Origin of the sequence: Caballeronia udeis (genome assembly GCF_044909315.1) — a bacterium.
In the GTDB taxonomy this organism is placed as follows: Bacteria; Pseudomonadota; Gammaproteobacteria; order Burkholderiales; family Burkholderiaceae; genus Caballeronia; species Caballeronia udeis_A.
Genome location: NZ_JBIYEB010000001.1, coordinates 276,296 through 298,504, shown reverse-complemented (window position 1 = coordinate 298,504; position 22,209 = coordinate 276,296). Strand labels below are relative to the sequence as shown.

Sequence of the window (22,209 nt, the reverse complement as noted above, 5' to 3'; positions counted from 1 at the left end):
ACGGAGGGGACCCATGAAGTTATACAGCTATTTTCGTAGCTCCGCGGCGTACCGCGTGCGAATCGCACTGAATCTCAAAGGGCTCGCCTACGAGTACGCGCCGATCCATCTTCTGCGCGATGGCGGGGAACAACTGAAGCCGGACTATCGCGGGCTGAATCCGGACGGCATCGTGCCAACGTTTATCGAGGGCGACAACGTGCTTACACAGTCGCTTGCGATCATCGAATATCTGGAGGAGACGCATCCCGAGCCGCCGTTGTTACCGGGCAGGCCATTGGATCGAGCGTTCGTCCGTTCGGTCGCGCTTCAGATTGCGTGCGAGATTCACCCCGTCGACAACCTGCGCGTGCTGAAGTATCTGAAGCACACGCTGAAGGTTGGCGATGAAGCGAAAGACGCTTGGTACCGGCATTGGCTGGAGTCGGGTTTCGAGTCGCTTGAAAAGCGGCTTGCGAACGACGCGCGCGTGGGCAAGCTGTGTTTCGGCGATACCCCCACGCTCGCGGATCTGTGCCTCGTGCCCCAAGTGTTCAACGCGCAGCGCTTTAATCTCGACATGAGCCGTTATCCGACGATCGAACGTATCGCGAATCACGCCGGGCAAATCGATGCGTTCGCGCGTGCCGCGCCTGGGCAGCAACCGGACGCCGAATGACGACAGCTGTTTTTTTATCCGGCGCCGGGCTTGGTGCAAGTCTGATTATCGCGATTGGTGCTCAAAACGCATTTGTGTTGCGGCAAGGCTTGAAACGGCGGCACGTGGGCTGGGTCGTTTTTATCTGCGCACTGATCGACGTATTGCTGATCGGGTTCGGTATTGGCGGAATGGGGGCGCTGATTGCACGAGTGCCGGTGCTGCTTGGGGTCATTCGCTGGGCGGGCGCCGTGTTTCTGTTTCTCTACGGCCTGCGGGCGTTCCACGCGGCGTGGAAGGGGCCGGGACATCTACACACCGAGAACGGAGAGTCGCAGACGGTGTTGAGCGCGGTATCGACCGTGCTGGCTTTATCGCTGCTGAATCCGCACGTTTATCTCGATACCGTTGTGTTGCTCGGCGGCATTGGTGCTCGGTACGGCTGGCCGGGGAACGCGTGGTTTGCCGCAGGCGCAATGTGTTCGTCAATCATCTGGTTCACCGCGCTCGGGTTCGGTGCGCGCTTGCTTCAGCCTCTCTTCGAGAAAGATATCTCGTGGAGAGTGCTCGATGTGATCGTGGGGATTGTGATGTGGTGGATTGCCGGGGCGCTGATCGTGTCCTCGTAGCGCGGCAGCTTGCGCGGCCGCGGTCTGGCGAACGGGCTGAACGCCAGGCCGCGGCACTGGTCGCTGGTTTAACTTCCGAGCAACGCGTCCGCAAATTCGTCGGCGCTGAACGGCTGCAAGTCCTCGACTTTCTCGCCTACGCCAATGAAGTACACCGGAATCGGCCGCTGCCGCGCAATGGCCGCGAGGATGCCGCCCTTCGCGGTGCCATCCAGCTTGGTCACGATCAAACCTGTCAAGCCCAGCGCATCGTCGAAAGACTTCACCTGGGCAAGAGCGTTCTGGCCTGTGTTTGCGTCGATAACCAGCAGTACCTCATGCGGCGCGTCGGGCTGCGCCTTTGCAATCACGCGCTTCACCTTGCGTAGTTCTTCCATCAAGTGAAGCTGGGTCGGCAGGCGGCCCGCCGTGTCGGCCATCATCACGTCGATCTTGCGGGCACGCGCGGCGCCGACCGCATCGAAGATCACGGCGGCTGCATCGCCGCTTTCCTGCGATACCACGGTCACGTTGTTGCGTTGCCCCCAAACCGTGAGCTGCTCGCGCGCAGCAGCACGGAAGGTGTCGCCGGCGGCGAGCAGCACGGACTGGTCGAAGCGCTGCAAATGCTTGGCCAGCTTGCCAATGCTCGTGGTCTTGCCCGCGCCGTTCACGCCGGCGATCATCATCACGAGCGGTTTGGCGCGACCGAGCATCAGTGACTTCTCGAGCGGGCGCAGCAGTTCCGCGAGCAGCGAGCGCAGTGCGGCCTTGACCTGCATCGAATCGGTCAGCCGCTCGCTGCGAACTTTCTCACGCAGCGCTTCAAGCAGATATTCGGTGGCATCCACACCGGCATCCGACATCAGCAGCGCCGTTTCAAGTTCCTCATACAAATCCTCATCGATCTTCGCGCCGATGAAAATCCCCGTCAGGCCCGAGCTCGTTTTCGACAGCCCCGTTTTCAGGCGCGTGAGCCATGAACGCTTGGCGCTTGGTTCCGGATCCGGCGGTGGCACGATCTCGACGGTTTCTGCCGGCGCCTTCCACTGCGATGCCGTGCGTCCTTGCCAGTAGGGTTTGGCTTCCGGAGTGGACGCAGGGGGCTGCTGGGCCGGTGCGGCCGGCGTCGTTGCAGCCGCATCTGCTTGCGCGCCCGACAAAGGCATGGATGGGCTTACCGGCGGAGTTTGCGTCGTCGGTGCGGCAGGAGAGCCTGAATCGCCGCGGGTGCCTTGAGCCGAATCTGCAGATGAAACCAATCCGGACCCCGAATCACCAGGCGCAGCGGCTTGCGTCCGGCTCGCAGGCGCATCTAGGCCGCGTGGTGCACGCGCGCTCGTGTCAACGCTCGCTCCCAAATCCCGATGCACCGCTGCAGCGCCTTCCCGCGCGGTTTCCACCGGCTGCGCCGACGTCACCGGGGTACTCGTGGGCCGCAACGCTTCAGCGCCTTCAGAACGCGCCTCAGCGACGTCCTCGGCTTCGTTTTCCTCGTGCTTATCGGTATCGGTACCCGTATCGGTATCGGTCGATTTGCCTACTAATCGTTTGAAAAAGCTGAACATGGTCTGCAGTGGTGGGGGGGGGGCGCGTTCTATCGATGCCGTCGCAACCGCGTTCCTGCGTCGAAGGTACGAACAACGCAAACGCAAAGGTGACGATGGCCGCCGTGCCGCGAAAAACCGCCGGAAACAGCGGCGAAAAGCCGGGCGTCTGCGCAAAAAAGGCGAAAGACGCGTATTTTATCAGCCGGCACCGATTGTAGTGGCCGGCCCGGTGGTGGCGAACCCCTGCATCGGGCGCGACGGGGCTGTGGTAACGTGCCCGCATCAGCAACACGCGAAATGTTGCAGGCCGATTGTTGCAAACCGATCACATTCTCACCCGACCCGCGCGGGCTATCCCGCCGCCTCTTACCCACGCACGTCCATGTCCCGTTCCTCGATCACCCGCGCATTAGAGCGAAATCCCGAGCGAAATCGCGAACGCAGCCCCGAACACACGCCAAAAGTCCGCGAAGCTGCGCCATCGCGCGGCGGCAAGCCGCATTCCATTCGCATCATTGGCGGCGACTGGAAGCGCACGCCGCTGCCTGTCCTGAGCCTGGATGGCCTGCGTCCGACGCCGGACCGGGTGCGCGAGACGCTGTTCAACTGGCTGGGCCAGTCGCTCGACGGCCGACGCTGTCTCGATCTCTTCGCCGGCAGTGGTGCTTTGGGTTTCGAAGCGGCGTCGCGTGGTGCGCTACGCGTGCTGATGGTGGAACGCAGCGGCCGCGCAGTAGCGCAACTGAAGGCGAACCAGACGCGCCTGGCCGCGAAAAACATCGAAATCGTGGAGGCGGACGCGCTGCGACTCGCTGCGGGCCTCGCGCCAAATTCCTTCGATGTCGTGTTCCTCGATCCCCCTTTTGGAGACACCTCCATGCTCGAGCGCGCCATTGAACTCGCCGTGCCGCTGGTGTCGCCGGGCGGCGCGCTGTACGTCGAATCGGGCGAACCCGTCGATCCCGCGCAAACGCCTGCGTTGTCCGGATGGGCGATTACCCGCGAAGGCAAGGCTGGCGCGGTCCGCTATCATTTGCTGCGGCGCGAAAATGAGGAATAATGCGCGTTCCAAAATGCTTGGCCGGCGATCTCCGGCCGGCTGCGGACGGGGCTTAATCCGCGTGATGGACGCAGCGGGCTTGGCGGACCTGGTTGGCGACGGGGTATCGGCGGAATTTTCTGGTCTTGTCGATGCCGGCGGCGGCCTAATCTGTTGTGCAAGACATACCAGAAGAAGTATCAGAAGAGGAGATGCCCGATGGTTGTAGCCGTTTATCCCGGAACGTTCGACCCGCTCACGCGTGGTCACGAAGACCTCGTGCGACGTGCATCGAGTATTTTCGATACGCTCGTGGTAGGAGTTGCAGATAGCCGGAACAAGAAGCCATTCTTCAGTTTGGCGGAACGGCTGGATATAGCGCATGAGGTGTTGGGCCACTATCCGAACGTGCAGGTGATGAGTTTCAAAGGGCTACTGAAGGATTTCGTGCGCAAGAACAACGCGCGCGTGATCGTGCGGGGTCTGCGTGCCGTCTCCGACTTCGAATACGAATTCCAGATGGCGGGTATGAACCGTTATCTGCTGCCCGACGTCGAGACAATGTTCATGACGCCGTCGGATCAATATCAATTCATCTCGGGCACGATCGTGCGCGAGATCGCGCAACTCGGCGGCGATGTCAGCAAGTTTGTTTTTCCCTCGGTGGAAAAGCGCTTGCAGGACAAGGTCGGTCCGATTGCGCCGGACCCAACGGTGCCGTGAGCGCTTAAGGCGCTCCGTGAAGCTGAAGCGCGCTCATCCAGGGCGCGCGGGCACCAAAAAGCCGGCTGAGATGCCGCACGAAGAGAGTAAAGCATGGCCCTGTTCATTACCGACGAGTGCATCAACTGCGACGTGTGCGAGCCCGAGTGCCCGAACGACGCCATCTCGATGGGTATCGAAATCTACGTGATCGACCCGAACAAGTGCACCGAATGCGTCGGCCACTTCGACGAACCGCAATGTCAGCAGGTGTGCCCGGTGGAGTGCATTCCACGCGATCCGGCGCATGAAGAAAACGCCATCCAGCTGATGGCGAAATATCACGCGTTGATGAAAGCGAAGGGCGCCTGATTTAACGTCGAGCGTCAGGCGCCAAACATCAAGCGCCCTTTACGCGCAAGGCCTCAGAGAAGCGCGCGCAGCCCCGCCAGCAACGCATCGCAGTCGGCGTCAGTGCCGATCGTGATGCGCAGATGCTGGTCAATCCTCGGCAGCTTGAAATGCCGCACGAAAATCTCCTTCTCCTTCAGGCGCGCGGCCAGCGTGGCTGCATCGTGTTCCGGATGGCGCGCGAATACGAAGTTCGCGGCCGACGGCACCACGTCGAAGCCTAGCGCCCGCAAGTCTGCCGTCAGCCGTTCGCGGCTCGCGATCACCTTCGTGCAGGTTTCGCGAAACCAGTCGTCGTCTTCAACCGCCGCGATTGCCGCGGCTTGCGCCAGCCGGTCGAGCGGATAGGAATTGAAGCTGTCCTTCACGCGTGTCAGCGCCTCGATCAGTGCCTCGTCTCCGAGTGCGAACCCCACGCGCATGCCCGCCAGCGAACGCGCTTTCGACAACGTTTGCACGACCAGCAAATTCGGATTTTCATCAATAAGCACCACAGCCGATTCCGCGCCGAAATCTACATACGCCTCGTCGATCACCACGACCGAATCAGGATTTGCCGCCAACAGCACCTTGATTTCGGCGAGCGGCAACGCACGGCCCGTCGGAGCATTCGGATTGGGCAGCAGCACGCCGCCGTTGGGCGCGCGATAGTCGTCCACATCAATACCAAAATCCGCGTTGAGCGGCACGGCATCGAATGCGACGCCGTACAACTGCGCATACACCGGATAAAAGCTGTAGGTGATATCGGGGAAACGGATTGGCTTGTCGTGCTTGAGCAGCGCCTGGAACGTGTGTGCGAGAACCTCGTCCGACCCATTGCCGACGAACACCTGGCTCTCGCGCAGGCTGTGATGCTGCGCGATGGCCGCGCGCAACGCGTGTGCTGTGGGATCCGGATATTTGCGAAGCGAGCAGCCATCCTCGCCCAGTTCGCGCCGGATTGCATCGACTACGCGGGGTGAGGGCGGATAGGGGTTCTCGTTCGTGTTGAGCTTCACGGGACGCGCCAGCGCGGGTTGTTCGCCCGGCACATATGGCGTCAGCTTATTGACGATGTCGCTCCAGAAACGGCTCAAGGTTCGCTCCTTAATTGTCCCTTACTTGTCCTTTCGGGACGGGATGATGCGAGTTCACTACTGCACGTTGCATTGCGTTCAGCCGTTGCGATGCAGGTTCATCATCGCGCGCTCCATTTCGTCGTTGATAGCGAACGGCATGACGGCGAGCGCACGTTCGATCGACGCATCGATCACGTCCTGTTCCTCACGGCGCGGCGGTTTCAGCACAAAATTCGCCACATCGGGTTTCGCGCCCGCCCGCGAGGCTTCAGGAATCAGGTCGCGCGGATGCCCGATGCCAATCCGCAAACGCCAATAGTGTTGCACCGACAAATGCGCGGAAATGTCCTTCAGGCCATTGTGCCCGCCGCTGCCACCCCCGAGCTTCAGCTTCACCGTGCCGGGCGGCAAGTCGAGCTCATCGTGCGCGACCAGGATCTCGTCCGGCAGGATCTTGAAGAACTGCGCCACGGCCACGACCGATTGCCCCGACCGGTTCATGAAGGTCTGCGGCTCGAGCAGATGAATCTCTTGACCATTGAGCCGGCCGCGGCCGTAGTGACCGTGAAACCGGCGCTCGTCACGTAGCGATGCACCGGCGTCGCGCGCCAGTTGATCGACGAACCAGAAGCCGGCATTGTGACGGGTCGCAGTGTATTCGGCGCCCGGATTGCCGAGCCCGACGATCAGTTTGATCATGTTCAATCTTGGCGGCTTGGCAACGTCAACCGCACGAGAAAAAGGCCAAAAAAAACCCGCCGGAGCAGAGCAACGGCGGGTCACTTCGTCCGCCCTTGCGGGCGGACTCAAGCGGACAGGCTTCAGCCAGACTTATGCAGCCGGCTTGTCGCCTTCGCTCGGAGCAGCAGCGCCCGAAGCAGCTTCGTCGGACACGACGGCAGCCGGGATGGTCGCCGAAGCGATCACCGGGTTTTCTGCTTCGAGGTGAGCGACCAGCGCCACGCCCTTCGGCAAAACGATGTCCTTCACGTGCAGCGTGTGACCAGCTTCAATCTTCGCCAGATCGAGTTCGACGAATTCCGGCAGATCGGCCGGAAGGCATTCGATTTCGACTTCGTTCAGAACGTGCGAGATCACCGCGCCACCAATCTTCACAGCCGGATTCGTTTCCTGATTCAAGAAGTGCACCGGAACCTTGGTGTGCAGCTTCTTCTTCGAATCAACACGTTGGAAGTCAACGTGCAGAACCATTTGCTTGAACGGATGGTATTGGACGTCGCGCAGCAGAACCTGTTGCGACTTGCCACCGATTTCCAGGTCGAGAATCGACGAATGGAACACTTCTTTCTTCAGCGCGTGCCAAAGTGCGTTGTGATCGAGCTCAACAGCTTGAGCTTCAGCGTTCGCGCCATATACGATGCCCGGGGTCTTGCCCGAGTTACGCAGGCGGCGGCTCGCACCCGTACCTTGCAGATTGCGCTCAAAAGCGACTACTTTCATGATTCAACTCCATAATCTGCCCGCGACCAGGCAGTGAAAACGGGGCTGTCCGCAATCGCGTTCAGCCCCAGAGCAGCGGTCCAGGCCTTCGTTCGCCTGAACCGATTACGCGGTCCAGCAGAGCTTTGACACCCCGCTAAACCGCAAATACTTTTTAACCTTCCGCGAACAGCGACATGACCGAGTCGCCGCGACGGATACGCGAGAACGTTTCGGCCAGCAATCCCGCGCTCGACAGGACGCGCACCTTCGTGCAGGCGCGGGCTTCGTCGGAGAGGGGGATGGTGTCGGTGACAACGAGTTCGTCGAGTTCCGACGCCGCAATCCGCTCGCCTGCGCCACCGGACAAAACCGGGTGCGTGGCATACGCGAACACTCTCGTTGCGCCGCGTTGCTTCAAAACCTGTGCTGCCTTGCAGAGCGTGCCGGCGGTGTCGACCATGTCGTCCATGATCACGCACGTGCGGCCTTCCACTTCACCAATGATGTTCATCACTTCAGCGACGTTCGCCTTCGGGCGACGCTTGTCGATGATCGCGAGATCGGTGTTCAGTTGCTTCGCGAGAGCCCGGGCGCGGACTACACCGCCCACATCGGGCGACACCACCAGCAGGTTCTCGTAGTTCTGCTTGCGCAGATCGCCGAGCAGCACGGGCGTGGCGTAGATGTTGTCGACCGGGATGTCGAAGAAACCTTGAATCTGGTCGGCGTGGAGGTCCATGGTGATGACACGATCCACACCGGCAATTTCCAGCATGTTCGCCACGACCTTCGCCGAGATGGCGACGCGGGCCGAACGGGGACGGCGATCCTGACGGGCATAACCGAAATACGGGATGGCTGCAGTGATCCGGCCAGCGGATGCGCGCTTGAGCGCATCGACCATGATCATGAGTTCCATCAGCGTGTCATTGGTCGGCGCGCAGGTGGACTGCAGCACGAACACGTCCTTGCCTCGAACGTTTTCCTGGATCTCGACCATGATTTCGCCGTCGGAGAACCGGCTGACCATTGCTTTGCCAAGAGGAATTCCAAGGATTTTGACGACTTCCTGTGCAAGCGCGGGATTCGCGTTGCCAGTGAATACCATCAGGCCGTCACTGCTCATCGTGCACCTGTTTCTTGGCTGGGGCGAGAGGGAAAACGCGAGAAATTATGGCAGGGGAAGAAGGATTCGAACCTTCGCATGCTGGAATCAAAATCCAGTGCCTTAACCAACTTGGCGACTCCCCTACACTAACTTTGAGCTCCGCCGGGCAGTGTAGGACAAACCCGACAAAACGAAACTTTACGACGCGAAAGTGAAGAGAGGATGCGAATCCAGACTTTCGGTCACTTTGCTTTTCCAGCTTGCCGGGAGTTTGGCTTGCGCCATCTCAGCTTCGGCTTTGCTACGAAAAGCGGCAAACACGCTCGCTCCAGATCCGGTCATTCGCGCAGGTGAAAGATTCGAAAACCATTCAATCACCTTGGCTACTTCCGCGTACTTCTCAACCACAACTGCCTGCATATCATTTCGGCCGAAGCTGTCAGGCCAATCTGCGTCAGAACTATGTTGTGCAAGGAAGTCCGTAATTGTGAGGACTTTTGAATCCCTTGTCAACGCTTTCTCTGAAAAAATCGCAGCGGTTGGAACATGCACCGCAGGAGTCACCACCAGGAAGAAGCGTTTAGGCAGATCGACGGCCTGCAGCGCCTCGCCCACCCCTTCGGCAAAAGCATTTTGCCCGAAGACGAAAAACGGTACATCGGCGCCGAGTTTCAGCGCCAGGTCCTGCAACGCTTGTCTCGATAATCCCACGCCCCACAAGCGATTCAGGGCCAGAAGCGTAGTCGCGGCGTCAGAACTGCCGCCGCCGAGACCGGCGCCCATGGGCAGTATTTTATCAATTTCCACGTCTACGCCAAGGGGGCAGCCCGTGGTCGCCTGCAGCAGGCGGGCAGCGCGCACAACGAGGTCATCCGCTTCGGGCACGCCGGGAACATCGGTTTTACGCGCAATCACGCCGTCGTCGCGTCGCGTGAAGTGCAGCAGGTCGCCCCAGTCGAGCAACTGGAATACTGTCTGCAGCGCGTGATAGCCGTCCGCGCGGCGCCCTGTGATGTGCAAAAACAGATTGAGCTTGGCCGGCGCGAGACAGTTGCGCAGGGAAGCGTCGGGCAGCGGGCGCGCTGAGCCCGGCGATGAACTCGATAAAGATGACTGCATGCGATTGAGCTAAGGCGTTACTGGTCGAGGACGAGCTTGATGTCGAGCGGCGGGTCGGCGCGCGACAGATTCACACGCTTTACGCCAGTTGCGGGCGCATCGGCATAGGCCAGGTAGTCGATGGTCCAGCCGTCCTGCTTGATTTCCTTCAGGCGGCCATTTTCCGACGATGCATCCATGGTCGTGCGCGCCCGCGAGGTGGGGGCCGGCGATGGCTGCAGCCAATACCGCAAGCCCTCCACCGGCAGCGCGAAGCCAAGAGTGGAGCGCATGAGCTCGGAGACGTTATCGGCGGTCCGCGGTTCGCGGTTCGGCAATTCGAGCGTGGCGGACGACGGCGACGACGTCACGATAGCCAGCGTTTGTCCAAGCGGATTACGCAATTGCAGCGTGACGGTGTCTCCAGTTTCCTGCCAGTCGAAGTTGCCGTACGCGTTGCGTTGCTGGCCGTTCTGGTCGTCGTACTGGACCGCGAACCGGCCGTGATAGGCACGGCTGGTCTGCGCAGTCACCGCGGTTGCTGCATTCGAGGTAGTCGGCACGCGCGGGGTGACCGCGCACCCCGACATCACCACCACACCCGCTGCCATCAAGGCCAGCGCACCGCGACGTGCGGGCCGGCCGCCCAGGAAATTCGTTGCAATCAAGTTCAAAGGTCGTTCACCTGGAATCGTTTGAGCGTTTTCAACAATGTGTCGTTGCCGGGTTCGAGCTTTTGCGCCTGACGCCATGTATTGCGCGCCTGGTCCTGCTGCCCTGACTTCCACTGCACTTCGCCGAGATGAGCGCCAATTTCGGCGTTCGGCTGCAGGTCGTAGGCCTTCTTCAAGATGCTCGCAGCTTCCGCGTCATTGCCCATCCGGTACTTCGCCCAGCCAAGACTGTCCATGATGAACGCGTCGTTCGGCGCAAGCGATACGGCCTTCTCGATCAGCTTTTCCGCTTCGTCCAGCCGCTCGTTGCGATCGACGAGCGAATAGCCGAGCGCGTTATACGCCTGCGCATTGTCCGGCTGCTCTTTCATCAGCTTGCGCAACTGCGCTTCCATGGTGTCGTAGTGCCCGTTCTTCTCGGCTGCCATCGCGTAGTCGTAGGCAATGTCCGGGTCATCCGGGAACGCTGCCGATGCCTTCGACAAGGCCGCTTCCGCCTCCGGATACCGCTGCGCCTGGAACAGGATCGCGGCGTCAGTGCGTGCGAGCAGCGCGAGGTCGCGGGGGTCTGACGTCTGCAAGCTGCCCAGCAATTGCCGGGCTTCGTCTACCTTCCCGTGCGAGGCGAGGATCTGCGCGCGCGTGACTTGCGCCGGCAAGTACTGCTGGCTCTCACGCGGAATCTTGTCGAGCCACTGGCTCGCGGCCGCGTCGTCTTTCTTCTCCAGCGCCAACTGCGCGAGATAGATGTAAGCCTGTCCCGGATCGGCGCCGGGCGTGCTATCAGCCGCCGCCGCGTATTGCTTCAGGTAATCCTGCGCCTTGTCCGGCTGTTTCTTCTGAATGTTGATCAGCGCGAGCGCCATCAGCGGCGTCAAATCCTTCGAATCGTTCTTGCGCATGATTTCGAACTGCTTCTGGGCGTCGTCGAGACGATCCGCCGACAGATACAGTTGCGCCAGCGCAAGGCGCGCGTCGTGCGACTTGGGATCCTTTTCGAGGTATTTCTCGAACGAAGCAATACCTTCGTTGCGTTCGTTCGGGCCCATACGCGCGAGCGTCAACGCCGCGGGCAAGTAGTCGGGTTTCAGTTTCAGCGCTTGTTCAAGCGATGCCTTCGCGCCGGGCTGGTCGTCGGCGGCAATTTGCTGCCGGGCGAGCGCCAGTTGCGTTTCCGGCCGGTCCAGGTCGTTCTTGACCAGGTCCTTCAGCACATTCAGCCCGCCCACGCGATTCGGTCCGCGCGACAGCAGAATTTGCAGCGAGATGATCGCGTCGCCGCGCTGCTCCGTGGGTACCTTCGCGAGTTCGGTCGCGAGGATGGGCTTGGCTTCGTCGGGCTTGCCTGAAAGGATCAGCAGCGACGCGCTCAACTGCGCGGCACGTTCCGAATTCGGCGAGAACTGCTGCCAAAGCTGGACTGCCGTCAGCGCGTCGTTGGGACTTTGTGCGGCGATTGCAATCTCGGTTGCGCGCTGGGCGAACCGCGGATCGTGCGTGTCGCGAGCGAGGGCAAGATAGGTTTGGTACGCCGGCGCTGCCTGATTGCGTTGCAGTGCGACTTCTGCTGCCAGTACCTGGAACACGATCTGGCTAGTCACAGGGATGTTCGGCAAATCCTGTACTTCCTTGCCCGTGGGCGGCGCGGTGATCAGGTCCGCCGCGCTGATGGCGGATTGATCGTCGTCCGGCGCGGGAGACTGCGCGGGGTTCTGCGCATAGGCAGGCGCGAGTGCAAACACAGCCACCGCGAACGCCACGGCGGCCGCGAGTTTGCTCGGGTAGACCGGCTTACCGCGTGCAGCGCTCGTTTGAGCGGTCGCTGCACGCTGCTTCGAAAACAACTTTACGAAGGACAAGTTCATGGAAATCCGATCAATGTTTCAGTCGATTGTAACGCGCTCGCTACAATACGCGCACATCCCACAGCAAGTTGCAGACCAGTAAAACATGCCAGAGTTGCCGGAAGTCGAAGTAACCCGACGCGGGATCGAACCGTTCGTCTCCGGACGCCGGGTAGAGCGTGTCGATGTCCGTACACCGGCGCTGCGCTGGCCAATTCCGCCACATCTCGCGAAGACGATGAAGGCGCTGAAAATCGAAAAAGTCGAGCGGCGCGGCAAGTACCTGTTGTTCGAAACCTCCGAAGGCTGGCTGATCGTGCATCTCGGCATGACGGGGACGCTACGGGTACTGCGTAACGTGCCGCGTCCGCCGGATGCGGCGAAGCATGATCATATAGACCTGATCTTCGATGACTTTATTTTGCGCTTTCGCGATCCGCGGCGCTTTGGCGCAGTGCTATGGCATGCGCGCGAAGACGGCGATGTCCTCGACCATCCGCTGCTGGCGGGACTGGGCGTAGAGCCTTTCACGCCTGAATTTTCCGGCGCGCTGATGTACCGGCAGACGCGCGGGCGCAAGGTGTCCGTCAAGCAGGCGTTGCTCGCGGGCACGATGGTCGTCGGTGTGGGCAATATTTACGCGTCCGAGAGCCTGTTTCGCGCGGGTATCCGGCCCACGGTGGCGGCCGGTCGCGTCTCGCTCGTGCGTTACGATCTTCTCGCCGATGCCGTTCGCACGACGCTTGCGGCGGCGATCGAAAAGGGCGGCAGCACGTTGCGCGATTTCGTGGGCAGCAATGGCGAGTCAGGCTATTTCCAACTCGATTATTTCGTCTATGATCGCGCGGGCCAGCCGTGCCATGTTTGCGGAACGGCCATCAAACAAATCGTGCAAGGCCAGCGATCCACGTACTTTTGCCCGCGCTGCCAGCGCTAGCCGCCATGCTCCAGCTCACCGACTTCTCCACGCGTCTGATCGCATGGCAACGCGTTCACGGCCGCCATGACCTGCCGTGGCAAAACACGCGCGACGCCTACCGGATCTGGTTGTCCGAAATCATGTTGCAGCAGACGCAGGTATCGACGGTGATTCCGTACTACGCGCGTTTTCTCGACCGTTTCCCCGACGTGAACGCGCTTGCCTTCGCCCCGCTCGACGACGTCATGGCGCTCTGGGCCGGCCTCGGCTACTACTCGCGCGCGCGAAATCTGCATCGATGCGCGTTTGTCGTATCGACGGAGCATGGCAGCGAGTTTCCGCGCAGCGTCGACGCGTTGGCTGAACTGCCGGGGATCGGGCGTTCGACGGCGGCGGCCATTGCGTCGTTTGCGTTTGGCGCACGTGCGACCATCCTCGATGGCAACGTGAAGCGGGTGCTCGCGCGGGTGTTTGGCATCGAAGGATTTCCGGGCGAAAAGCGCGTGGAAAACACGATGTGGACGCTGGCTGAATCGCTGCTTCCCGATGCCGCGCACAAGGACGACGTCACCGCTTACACGCAGGGCTTGATGGATCTCGGCGCAACGTTATGCGTGCGCGGCAAGCCGGATTGTGCGCGCTGCCCGTTCGCCGTTGATTGCGTGGCAAACGTAACTGGAAGGCAAAAGGAATTGCCCGCATCCCGCCCGAAAAAAACGGTGCCGACACGCAAGACCTGGATGCTGGTGTTGCAGGACGGCGATAGCGTACTGCTTGAGAAGCGCCCGCCGACGGGCATTTGGGGCGGTCTATGGAGCCTGCCGGAGGCCGCGGATGAAGACGCGCTCGCGGCGGTTTCACACAGCTTCGGCGGTTCGGCCGAGCTTCAGCGGCTCACGCCGTTCACGCACACGTTCACGCATTTCAAACTGGATATTGAACCGCGTCTCGGGCGGGCGAACGGTGTGCCCGACGCAGCCGATAACCAGACCGTGTGGGCACCGCTAGCGAATATCGACGCGTATGGCGTTCCTGCGCCCGTCCGTAAACTGCTCGACGCGCTGCAGGGCTCGCTGATTTGATCTGACAGGACGCTAAAGCCGTCGGAGCGACGTTAAAGCAACTGATGCTGCTGCATATAGTGATGCACCACATCGATCCGCGCGGCCGCGTCTTCAAGCTCCATCAGCTTTTGCCGGGCACGCATGGGGATAGGCAGGATCTCGGACAAGCGGTTGGATACCCAGGTCGGATCGTCGAGAAGGAAGGGCTCGGTGAACGGCAGATCCTTCGGCTCGCGCGCCTTGATTGCATCGATGATCCGCTCAAGCACTTCCGCGCACGCACCGAACTTCACCAGCGCTTCCGTGCCGTCCAGCGGCGTGTCGTCGCCAATGGTTTCCGCCACGCCCACGAGCAGGTTGCTCGCCTCCACGCGATGCGACAACAGCCGAAAGCGCGTCGTGCCGCGCGCCTGGACCAACAGCATGCCGAACGTGTCCACGTCGCATTGCGTGATCTCGGCCAGGCAGCCGATGCTCTCGGGCACCGACGGATCCCCCGGCGACGCAATCTCATTGCCGCTTTTCAGCAGGCACACGCCGAACGGCGTGCCTTCGCGCAAACACGCACGCGCCATGTCGAGATAGCGGGCTTCAAAGATTTTCAGGGGGAGATGGCCGCCCGGAAACAACACGGTGTGCAGCGGAAACAGCGGCAGGTCGGCGAGAAGGGGATTGGTAGACATCGCGCGCTTCTTTAAAAGGCCGCCCGAAGGCGATCAGGTTGGCAAGGGCACGACGTGTCCATCCACATCGATGGGTGCGTCGCGATGCCGCACAATCACATTGGCCTTGTCACCGAAGCGCGCGGCGAGCGCCTGGGCGATGAATACCGAGCGATGCTGGCCACCCGTGCAGCCGATCGCCACCGTCAGGTAACTACGGTTGTCGTCACGGAATTGCGGCAGCCATTTGGCGATGAACGCGCCCACGTCATCGATCATCTGGTGGACCATGGGCTGGGCGGACAAAAAGTCGATAACCGGTTGGTCCAGGCCCGTCAGCGGCCGCAGTTCGTGGTCGTAATACGGATTCGGGAGCGTGCGGACATCGAAGACAAAATCGGCGTCAAGCGGCACGCCGCGCTTGAATCCGAACGACTCGAACATCAGCGTGAGCCCGGCCGTTTCCTGCTCGATGAAACTCTTTACCCACGCGCGCAACAAGTTCGCCCGCAGATTGCTGGTGTCGATCTGGTGGCCGAATTCGGCAAGGCCCGAGACGAGCTCGCGCTCACGCTCGATTGCTTCGCCCAGCGAGGTCAGCAGCCCGACGTCGGCGTCGTGACCCGGCGAACCCGACAAAGGATGGCGGCGGCGCGTCTCGGAAAAACGCTGGATCAGCGACTGTGTGCTGGCATTCAGAAACAGCACGCGCAGGTCGAACGCTTGCGACAAGTCCTTGATGATCGCGGGCACTTCGTCGAGCGAACGGCTCGAACGTGCGTCGATAGCAACAGCCAGACGCGGCTGCCCTTGCGTGTCAAGATACTTGGCGAGCTCGGGCAAAAAGCGCGGCGGGAGGTTGTCGACGCAGTAGTAGCCGGCATCTTCGAGCGCGTTCAGGGCAACCGATTTGCCGGAGCCGGAAATACCCGTAATCAGAATAATGCGCATGAATAAGGACTCGTTCGCTCTGGGTAAAAGCACGCAAAAAATTCGGGTCCGGGCGGCGGCTGGGTGCTGGAGCCGCCGGTCTAGCCATATGAACCGGTCAGATCAGCTTGCCGGGGAACTGGCTTTCGGGGTCCTGCATCGCGAGGCGCTGACGATCCATGAAATCACGCAAGGTATCGATACCCCGCAATTGCAGGATCGTGTTGCGCACCGCCGCTTCCACCAGCACGGCCAGATTTCGGCCGGCCGCCACCTGGATGGTGACCTTGCTGATCGGCAAACCGAGCACGTCGACCGCCTGGCTCTCAAGCGGCAGGCGCTGGAATTCACCGTCTGGACGACGCACAAGCTGAACGATCAGCTTGAGCTTCATTTTCCGCCGAACAGCGGTCTCACCAAAGATGGTTTTGATATCCAGCAGGCCGAGGCCGCGGACCTCCAGCAGGTTCTGCAACAGGGGCGGGCATCTGCCTTCGACAAAATCCGGACCGAGGCGCACGAAGTCTACGGCGTCGTCAGCGACAAGACCGTGACCGCGGCTGATCAACTCCAGCCCGAGTTCGCTTTTGCCGAGACCGGAGTCGCCGGTCAGCAGCACACCCATGCCGAGAATGTCGAGGAACACGCCGTGCAGCGTGGCGCGCGGCGCAAGAATGCGCGACATGTAGAGCCGCAGGCTGTCGATCACCGCTGCCGCGGACATGCGCGTGGTGAAGAGCGGCGTGGACGAGCGGGTGCAGCGCAGAACCAGTTCAGGAGGGGCGCCGACTTCGCCCGCCACCACCAGGAAAGGCGGTTCCAGCGCGATCAGTTCGGCCATGTTGCGGGACCGGTCTTCGTCGGACTGGCGCTGGTAATAGTTGATCTCGGCGTCGCCGAGTACCTGGATACGGTTGGGGTGAATCAGGTTCAGGTGCCCGACGAGATCGGCGCTTGATGTGGCATTGGCGACGGTTTCAGTCGAAAAGCCGCGCTCCCAGCCTTCGTGACCCGTGAGCCAGCTTAGTTTCAGCGCGGCTGCGTTGTCGTCGAAAATGCTCTGGGCGTTGATGCTGGACGTATCCATGAGGCCGGAACTCCGTGAGAGGCCGCGAGCATGAGGCAATTGAAGAGCCGGGGTTGGTCTCTTCAATGCTCCGCTCAATAGGACTGATTGTGCGCTAGAAGGGCCGCTGGCGCGAGAGGGCCGTTCGGCCTGGTCCTCACACCCAGTCTGGCTTCAGATCCAGCACGAGGCCTGGCTTGGGTGAGAGCTCAGGGCTGCCATTGCGTGAGCACCTGGTACAGCGTCTCACGGTTTTCTTCAGTATTCAGGCGTTCGCGTGCGTCCCGGTCGGACAGCAGTTGCGCTATCTCCGAGAGGATTTCGAGGTGCTGTTGCGTGGCCTGTTCGGGAACGAGCAGAAAGATCAGCAGCGACACGGGCTGCCCGTCCGGCGACTCGAAAGCGATCGGCTCAGCCAGGCGCACAAAGGCGGCGAGCGGATGCTTCAGACCCTTGATGCGTCCGTGGGGAATGGCGACGCCTTCACCGAGACCCGTCGAGCCGAGCCGCTCGCGCGCAAAAAGATTGTCGGTGACGATACTGCGGCCAATGCCGTTCTGGTTCTCGAAGATCAGGCCCGCTTGCTCGAATACACGTTTCTTGCTGGTGACGGACAGTCCGAGGACGACATTTTCGAGGGGAAGAAATTTGGCTAAACGATTCATGTTGGCAGGCAGATGCGTGGCCTGAATTCTCCTCATCGTGGCGGCTGCAGATCCTGCACGAAACGCTCACGGCGATTTTGGTAAGGAATGCGCGGGAGACCTGGGTCTCGCTTCACTCCGATTAACAACCCCGGTACCCGGTACTAACCTACTGACCGGACCATTATAGAACAGCGTAATCAGCGATGGTGCGGCGCGCCATACGCTGGACACGTTTGTTGCGCATAACGCAACGCTCGGCTGTCGCCCCAACTTCCCCGGTCGCGGCAAAAACCGCCCCGAACTGCTGGTGACAAAAAAAGCCGCCTGCTTTCAGGCGGCTCGTTCCGACTCATTCCTCTAAAGGTTCACGGTGTCCGCACTACCTCATGGAACTCACGGCGCCGGAACTTCGCTCTCCTGCGGTTCGTGTCCGTACTTCATGGTGGCGTGTGCATGGCCCTGGATCTTGTCCTTGTGGCGGAGCACTTGCCGGTCCAGCTTGTCGACCATCAGGTCGATGGCGGCGTACATATCAACGTCACAACTCTCGATGAAAATGTCCTTGCCCTTCAGATGCAGGTTGATTTCGACCTTTTGGCGCTTGTCCTTTTCCCTATGATTGTCGACCGAGAGGACCACACTGCCGTCGATCACCTGATCGAAGTGCCGTAGCACTCTATCCAGTTTGGTGATCACATATTCTCGCAACGCAGGCGTCAATTCGAGATGGTGTCCACTGATCTGCAGATTCATAGTTGCTCTCCAAGCTGATGGCCGCCTGGACGCTATCACGCTGCTCAAACCGGTCGCTGCTTGCCCATACGTGCCCATTCTGTTGAACGGTAGTACGGAACGGGATCGCATCGGCCGGCTCGCTCGCGCTTTCGCGACGCGGCCGGTAAAGGCCCGCCGCGACATGCAGCGGGCTACAGAGACTTTCGCAAGTTCACTGCCGGGATCTTCAGAGCTTCGCGATATTTGGCCACCGTGCGGCGCGCCACCACGAATCCCTGTTCTGCCAGCAACTCTGCGATGCGGCTGTCTGAAAGAGGAGATTTCGAGTCTTCAGCTCCTATCAGTTGCTTGATGAGTGCCCGGATCGCCGTTGACGATGCCGCGCCACCCGTGTCGGTTGAAACGTGTGATCCGAAGAAGTACTTAAATTCCAGCGTCCCGAATGGGGTCAGCATGTACTTACCGGTTGTCACACGTGAGACAGTGGATTCGTGTAAACCCAGCGTATCAGCAATCTCCCTCAAAACCAAGGGCCGCATTGCAATTTCGCCGTGCGCAAAAAAGTTCTTTTGACGCTCCACAATGGCTTGTGCAACGCGGAGAATCGTCTCGAATCTTTGTTGAATATTCTTGATCAGCCAGCGCGCTTCCTGAAGCTGCTGACGCAACGAACCACTCCCCGGATCGCCGCGATTGTTGCGCAAAATATTCGCGTAGAGGTGATTGATGCGAAGCCGCGGCACGATTTCCGGATTCAATTCTGCGGTCCAGCCGCTCGACATCTTGCGCACCAGAATGTCAGGAACAACGTAATCCGCTTCGCTCTTGCCAAACGCGGCGCCGGGGAACGGTTCCAATGAACGAATCAGCAAATGGGCGTCGCGCAATGCGTCGTCCGAGGCTTTGAGCTGTTTCCGCAAACGCGTGAAATCGCGCGCCGCCAGCAATTCCAGATGGTGCATCACAATATCGAGCGCCAGCGTACGGATAGGCGATGCCTCAAGCCGCAACAACTGGAGCTTGAGACACTCCGACGCCGAACGTCCGCCCACTCCCGGCGGATCGAAACTCTGCAGCAATGCCAGCGCCGCGCTCAGTTCGTCGACATCGACTTCCAGTTCGTCCGGCAGATCCGCCTTCACTTCCTCGAGCGACGACGTGAGGTAGCCGTCTTCATCGAGCGATTCGATCAGGAACGTGATCAGCGCCCGATCGCGCTGATTCGCCTTCGTCATGCGCAGTTGCGATGTCAGGTGATCGCGCAGCGTGGTAGTGGACTCGTGGATTTGCAGCGGCGGCAGGTCGTCGTCGTCGGAACCGCTATTCGAGCGGCCGTAGTCTTCCAGATTCCATGAACTCGAATCCGGCCCGTTATCCGACGAGCTCATGCCGTTGTATTCGTCTACGCCCTGGGGTTCGCCGTTTTCCGAGCGGTCAGTGGTTGTCGTGCTGCTGCTCGACGACGTGCCGTTGCTCATCATGGGGTCGGGCGCGTTCACCGACGCCCCCGATGTGATCAGCGAGCCGTCCGCTGCCACGCGCAGCGGGCTGGTGGTCCAGTCGTCCTCGTTCTCGAGCAGCGGGTTTTGCGCAACAGCCATTGCGACTTCCTGCTGCAGTTCAAGCGTCGACAACTGCAGCAGCCGGATGGACTGCTGCAGTTGTGGGGTCAGCGCAAGATGCTGCGACAGGCGAAGTTGGAGGCTGGCTTTCATGGCAAGGTTTTAATCATTGTAGAGAGTTTGCCACGGGCGCGACACCTCGCGGGGATCGACCAAAAACAAGCGTGCCGCCTCGCGGGCGGCACGTAAGATTTGCTGGCGGCGCGGGACGCCGTCCACTCCGGTGTTGCAAGGGCGCAGGACGCTGCGTCCCCGCGTTCACATGCGGAAATGTTCGCCGAGATAAACGCGCCGCACGCTCTCATTTTCGATGATGTCGCTTGGCGCGCCTGCTGCGAGCACGCTGCCGTCGCTGATGATGTAAGCATGATCGCAGATGCCGAGCGTCTCGCGCACGTTGTGGTCCGTGATCAGCACCCCAATGTTGCGCTGCTTCAGGAACTTCACGATCTTCTGAATTTCGAGCACGGCGATCGGGTCGACGCCGGCGAACGGTTCGTCCAGCAGGATAAACGCCGGATTGGTCGCTAGCGCACGGGCAATTTCCACCCGCCGCCGTTCGCCGCCCGAGAGCGACAACGCCGGGTTTTCACGTAGATGCGCGATCTGAAGTTCGTCGAGCAACGCCTCCGCGCGGTCCGTAATGGCCTGTTTGGAGAGCGGCTTGTCGTTCTCGTCCATTTGCAGTTCAAGCACCGCGCGAATGTTCTGCTCCACACTCAGCTTGCGGAACACCGACGCTTCCTGCGGCAGATACGAGAGCCCGAGGCGCGCGCGCTTGTGAATGGGCAGCAGGCTGATGGACGTGCCGTCGAGCAGGATTTCACCCGCGTCCAGCGGCACCAGTCCTACGATCATATAGAACGATGTGGTCTTGCCCGCGCCGTTCGGCCCGAGCAGCCCGACCACTTCGCCGCTTTTCACGTCGAGCGAGACGTCCTTCACGACCGTGCGCGAGCCGTAGCGTTTCTTCAAGTTGCGGACGGTGAGCGAACTGCTCGTACCGGCCGGCTTACGATGAGGCATGGCGGGCGAATTCACGGCTGCTGCGTTCCTTGCATCTTGGTGGACGGCGTCAGGGTGGCCGGCGCGCCGGTCAGCGGCGCGGCACCGCCGTTGCGCGGGGCGAGCATGGCCCGCACGCGGCCGGTCGGATTGCCCGGACCGGCGACGTCAGGTCCGGCTTTCGCTGTATAGAAGTCTTTCTGGCCGTCGTAGGTAATCACGCTGCCGTGCACTTCGTCCTGGATCGTCGTGAGACCCACGAGGCGGCGTACCACGGCGCGCGTGGTCAGCGTGGTGAGATCCTGCTTGCCGTCGTAGTCGATCCGCACCGCATTGCCTTCGATATATTCGTCGAGGCCGTCGCGTTTCTGGCGGAAATACGAGAGGTTGCCGCCGTCGGACGTGCCGGTCGCGTACTGATATCCCTGCGGATCCTGCGTTACCTCGACACGGTCGGCCTTGATGATGATCGTGCCTTTGGTCGCGACCACGTGGCCCGTGAAGATGTTGACCTGCTTCAGGTCGTCATAGGTCATGTTGTCCGCTTCAATATTCAGCGGCTTGTCGTTGTCGGCGCGTTCGGCGTGTGCGGCTGGCGCAAACGCTGCCAGGGGCAACGCCACGCATGCTGCCGCAATCCCGAATTGCACGACACGTGCGGCGCGGCGCGAAAACGCAGCGCGTGCTGCGCACAGACGGCCAGATTCGGGTCGGAGAAACGGTTTGTTCATGCAGTCACACTTGAATGGATTAAGCGCAATTCGTCGGAACTGCCGGGGTTATTTGGATGAGGTGCCGAGGGTGTCGGAGGCGGCGATCTGGCCGCGCACCTGCCCAAAAAGCTTCATTACCCGGGTCGCGTTGTTGTAATTCATGCCGTTGCCCGTCATCACGGACGGACCGCGCTGAAGTTTAACCGGCTTTTCTGTTTCGATGACATCGTCGTTCACAAGGATGCGAAAGTGCTCCGAATCGGCGGTCATCTGCGGGTCGCCATAACCGGCCACGCGCAAAATGTGGGCATTCTCGTACAGGTCGACAATCGAGACGTCGCCGTTCACGGTACCGCGCTCGGACGTGGCCGTCACGGTTGGCCGCAGCGGCTGGAACATGCGCATGGCGGGTTTCGTGAGGTCGCTGACTTCATCGTCCTCGTAATGGACCATTGAGATCGCGGTCAGGCGATACTGCGTCGTGCCCGTGGTGTCGAGTTCCGAGACCGAGAAGTTGGTCGCGAAGTAGTCGGGCGTGTGTTCCTTCGGGCGCTCCGGTTCCTGGGGCTTGGGCAGTGTAGCCTGCAGCATCCAGTAGGTGACGCCCGCGAGCATCGCCACCGCGACCACGGGCAGCGCTGAGGTCAATTTGGTAGGTCGTTGCATGGGAT

The 22,209-nt window shown here is 60.9% G+C and carries 24 protein-coding genes and 1 tRNA gene; 7 read left to right on the top strand and 18 right to left on the bottom strand.

From position 1 onward, the window contains the following. Window positions 1-13 precede the first annotated feature (13 nt). Window positions 14-658 (top strand): maleylacetoacetate isomerase, encoded by a 645-nt coding sequence (gene maiA / locus ABH944_RS01360; RefSeq protein WP_404604035.1) that lies wholly within the window; start codon window positions 14-16, stop codon window positions 656-658. Then, window positions 655-1,266: a LysE/ArgO family amino acid transporter gene (locus ABH944_RS01355; RefSeq protein WP_404604034.1), complete on the top strand. Its 612-nt coding sequence runs from the start codon at window positions 655-657 to the stop codon at window positions 1,264-1,266. The genes maiA and ABH944_RS01355 overlap by 4 nt, the downstream gene beginning before the upstream one ends. A gap of 68 nt (window positions 1,267-1,334) precedes the next feature. On the opposite strand, the gene ftsY is transcribed toward ABH944_RS01355, so the two are convergent. Continuing rightward, a complete protein-coding gene (ftsY, locus tag ABH944_RS01350) occupies window positions 1,335-2,813 on the bottom strand; it encodes a signal recognition particle-docking protein FtsY (protein WP_404604033.1) in 1,479 nt (492 codons plus the stop codon). A gap of 364 nt (window positions 2,814-3,177) precedes the next feature. Here ftsY and rsmD point away from each other — a divergent pair, with 364 nt between their 5' ends. The 3 genes from rsmD to ABH944_RS01335 all read left to right on the top strand — a co-directional run bounded on the left by rsmD (window position 3,178) and on the right by ABH944_RS01335 (window position 4,908). After that, window positions 3,178-3,855 carry a 16S rRNA (guanine(966)-N(2))-methyltransferase RsmD gene (gene rsmD, locus ABH944_RS01345; RefSeq protein ID WP_404604032.1) on the top strand — a complete coding sequence of 226 codons (678 nt, stop codon included), beginning with the start codon at window positions 3,178-3,180 and terminating at the stop codon, window positions 3,853-3,855. A gap of 198 nt (window positions 3,856-4,053) precedes the next feature. Further along, window positions 4,054-4,557 (top strand): pantetheine-phosphate adenylyltransferase, encoded by a 504-nt coding sequence (gene coaD / locus ABH944_RS01340; protein ID WP_404604031.1) that lies wholly within the window; start codon window positions 4,054-4,056, stop codon window positions 4,555-4,557. 93 nt (window positions 4,558-4,650) lie between these two features. Next, window positions 4,651-4,908: a YfhL family 4Fe-4S dicluster ferredoxin gene (locus tag ABH944_RS01335; protein ID WP_047895593.1), complete on the top strand. Its 258-nt coding sequence runs from the start codon at window positions 4,651-4,653 to the stop codon at window positions 4,906-4,908. A 53-nt stretch (window positions 4,909-4,961) separates the two neighbouring features. Here the strand turns inward: ABH944_RS01335 and hisC are convergent, their stop codons facing one another. The 8 genes from hisC to ABH944_RS01295 all read right to left on the bottom strand — a co-directional run bounded on the left by hisC (window position 4,962) and on the right by ABH944_RS01295 (window position 12,196). Beyond that, a complete protein-coding gene (hisC, locus tag ABH944_RS01330) occupies window positions 4,962-6,026 on the bottom strand; it encodes a histidinol-phosphate transaminase (RefSeq protein ID WP_404604030.1) in 1,065 nt (354 codons plus the stop codon). A gap of 78 nt (window positions 6,027-6,104) precedes the next feature. Then, window positions 6,105-6,707 (bottom strand): aminoacyl-tRNA hydrolase, encoded by a 603-nt coding sequence (gene pth / locus ABH944_RS01325; protein ID WP_404604029.1) that lies wholly within the window; start codon window positions 6,705-6,707, stop codon window positions 6,105-6,107. A 132-nt stretch (window positions 6,708-6,839) separates the two neighbouring features. After that, window positions 6,840-7,469 carry a 50S ribosomal protein L25/general stress protein Ctc gene (locus ABH944_RS01320; RefSeq protein WP_404604028.1) on the bottom strand — a complete coding sequence of 210 codons (630 nt, stop codon included), beginning with the start codon at window positions 7,467-7,469 and terminating at the stop codon, window positions 6,840-6,842. Between the two features lie 154 nt (window positions 7,470-7,623). After that, window positions 7,624-8,577 carry a ribose-phosphate pyrophosphokinase gene (locus ABH944_RS01315; RefSeq protein WP_062090358.1) on the bottom strand — a complete coding sequence of 318 codons (954 nt, stop codon included), beginning with the start codon at window positions 8,575-8,577 and terminating at the stop codon, window positions 7,624-7,626. 48 nt (window positions 8,578-8,625) lie between these two features. After that, a tRNA-Gln gene (locus tag ABH944_RS01310) sits at window positions 8,626-8,702 on the bottom strand. Window positions 8,703-8,757: 55 nt separating this feature from the next. Beyond that, window positions 8,758-9,678: a 4-(cytidine 5'-diphospho)-2-C-methyl-D-erythritol kinase gene (gene ispE, locus ABH944_RS01305; RefSeq protein WP_404604027.1), complete on the bottom strand. Its 921-nt coding sequence runs from the start codon at window positions 9,676-9,678 to the stop codon at window positions 8,758-8,760. Window positions 9,679-9,695: 17 nt separating this feature from the next. Continuing rightward, window positions 9,696-10,268, bottom strand: coding sequence for a lipoprotein insertase outer membrane protein LolB (lolB, locus tag ABH944_RS01300; protein ID WP_404604271.1), 573 nt, complete (start codon window positions 10,266-10,268; stop codon window positions 9,696-9,698). 59 nt (window positions 10,269-10,327) lie between these two features. Then, window positions 10,328-12,196 carry a tetratricopeptide repeat protein gene (locus tag ABH944_RS01295; protein ID WP_404604026.1) on the bottom strand — a complete coding sequence of 623 codons (1,869 nt, stop codon included), beginning with the start codon at window positions 12,194-12,196 and terminating at the stop codon, window positions 10,328-10,330. An 85-nt stretch (window positions 12,197-12,281) separates the two neighbouring features. Between ABH944_RS01295 and mutM the strand changes: the two genes are divergently transcribed. Next, window positions 12,282-13,112, top strand: a complete 831-nt coding sequence (gene mutM / locus ABH944_RS01290; RefSeq protein WP_404604025.1) for a bifunctional DNA-formamidopyrimidine glycosylase/DNA-(apurinic or apyrimidinic site) lyase — start codon at window positions 12,282-12,284, stop codon at window positions 13,110-13,112. 5 nt (window positions 13,113-13,117) lie between these two features. Then, window positions 13,118-14,176 (top strand): A/G-specific adenine glycosylase, encoded by a 1,059-nt coding sequence (gene mutY / locus ABH944_RS01285; RefSeq protein ID WP_404604024.1) that lies wholly within the window; start codon window positions 13,118-13,120, stop codon window positions 14,174-14,176. Window positions 14,177-14,208: 32 nt separating this feature from the next. Here the strand turns inward: mutY and ABH944_RS01280 are convergent, their stop codons facing one another. From ABH944_RS01280 to lptC, 9 genes are all read right to left on the bottom strand, one after another. Beyond that, window positions 14,209-14,841, bottom strand: a complete 633-nt coding sequence (locus tag ABH944_RS01280) for an LON peptidase substrate-binding domain-containing protein (RefSeq protein ID WP_404604023.1) — start codon at window positions 14,839-14,841, stop codon at window positions 14,209-14,211. A 33-nt stretch (window positions 14,842-14,874) separates the two neighbouring features. After that, window positions 14,875-15,771, bottom strand: a complete 897-nt coding sequence (rapZ, locus tag ABH944_RS01275) for an RNase adapter RapZ (RefSeq protein ID WP_404604022.1) — start codon at window positions 15,769-15,771, stop codon at window positions 14,875-14,877. Between the two features lie 97 nt (window positions 15,772-15,868). Further along, entirely contained in the window at window positions 15,869-16,837 is a 969-nt protein-coding gene (gene hprK / locus ABH944_RS01270; protein ID WP_047895605.1) for an HPr(Ser) kinase/phosphatase, read from the bottom strand. A 188-nt stretch (window positions 16,838-17,025) separates the two neighbouring features. Then, window positions 17,026-17,517, bottom strand: a complete 492-nt coding sequence (locus ABH944_RS01265) for a PTS sugar transporter subunit IIA (RefSeq protein ID WP_075644011.1) — start codon at window positions 17,515-17,517, stop codon at window positions 17,026-17,028. 339 nt (window positions 17,518-17,856) lie between these two features. Beyond that, window positions 17,857-18,216, bottom strand: coding sequence for a ribosome hibernation-promoting factor, HPF/YfiA family (gene hpf / locus ABH944_RS01260; RefSeq protein WP_031357598.1), 360 nt, complete (start codon window positions 18,214-18,216; stop codon window positions 17,857-17,859). Between the two features lie 173 nt (window positions 18,217-18,389). Continuing rightward, complete coding sequence (locus ABH944_RS01255) at window positions 18,390-19,913, bottom strand: RNA polymerase factor sigma-54 (RefSeq protein ID WP_404604021.1); 1,524 nt, start codon at window positions 19,911-19,913, stop codon at window positions 18,390-18,392. 165 nt (window positions 19,914-20,078) lie between these two features. Next, the gene (gene lptB / locus ABH944_RS01250) at window positions 20,079-20,846 is read right to left on the bottom strand and encodes an LPS export ABC transporter ATP-binding protein (protein WP_404604270.1); all 768 of its coding nucleotides are present in this window, start codon (window positions 20,844-20,846) and stop codon (window positions 20,079-20,081) included. A gap of 11 nt (window positions 20,847-20,857) precedes the next feature. Next, on the bottom strand, window positions 20,858-21,556 hold the full coding sequence (gene lptA, locus ABH944_RS01245; RefSeq protein WP_062090349.1) for a lipopolysaccharide transport periplasmic protein LptA: 699 nt from the start codon (window positions 21,554-21,556) through the stop codon (window positions 20,858-20,860). 48 nt (window positions 21,557-21,604) lie between these two features. Next, complete coding sequence (gene lptC, locus ABH944_RS01240) at window positions 21,605-22,204, bottom strand: LPS export ABC transporter periplasmic protein LptC (RefSeq protein ID WP_062090348.1); 600 nt, start codon at window positions 22,202-22,204, stop codon at window positions 21,605-21,607. Window positions 22,205-22,209 lie beyond the last annotated feature (5 nt).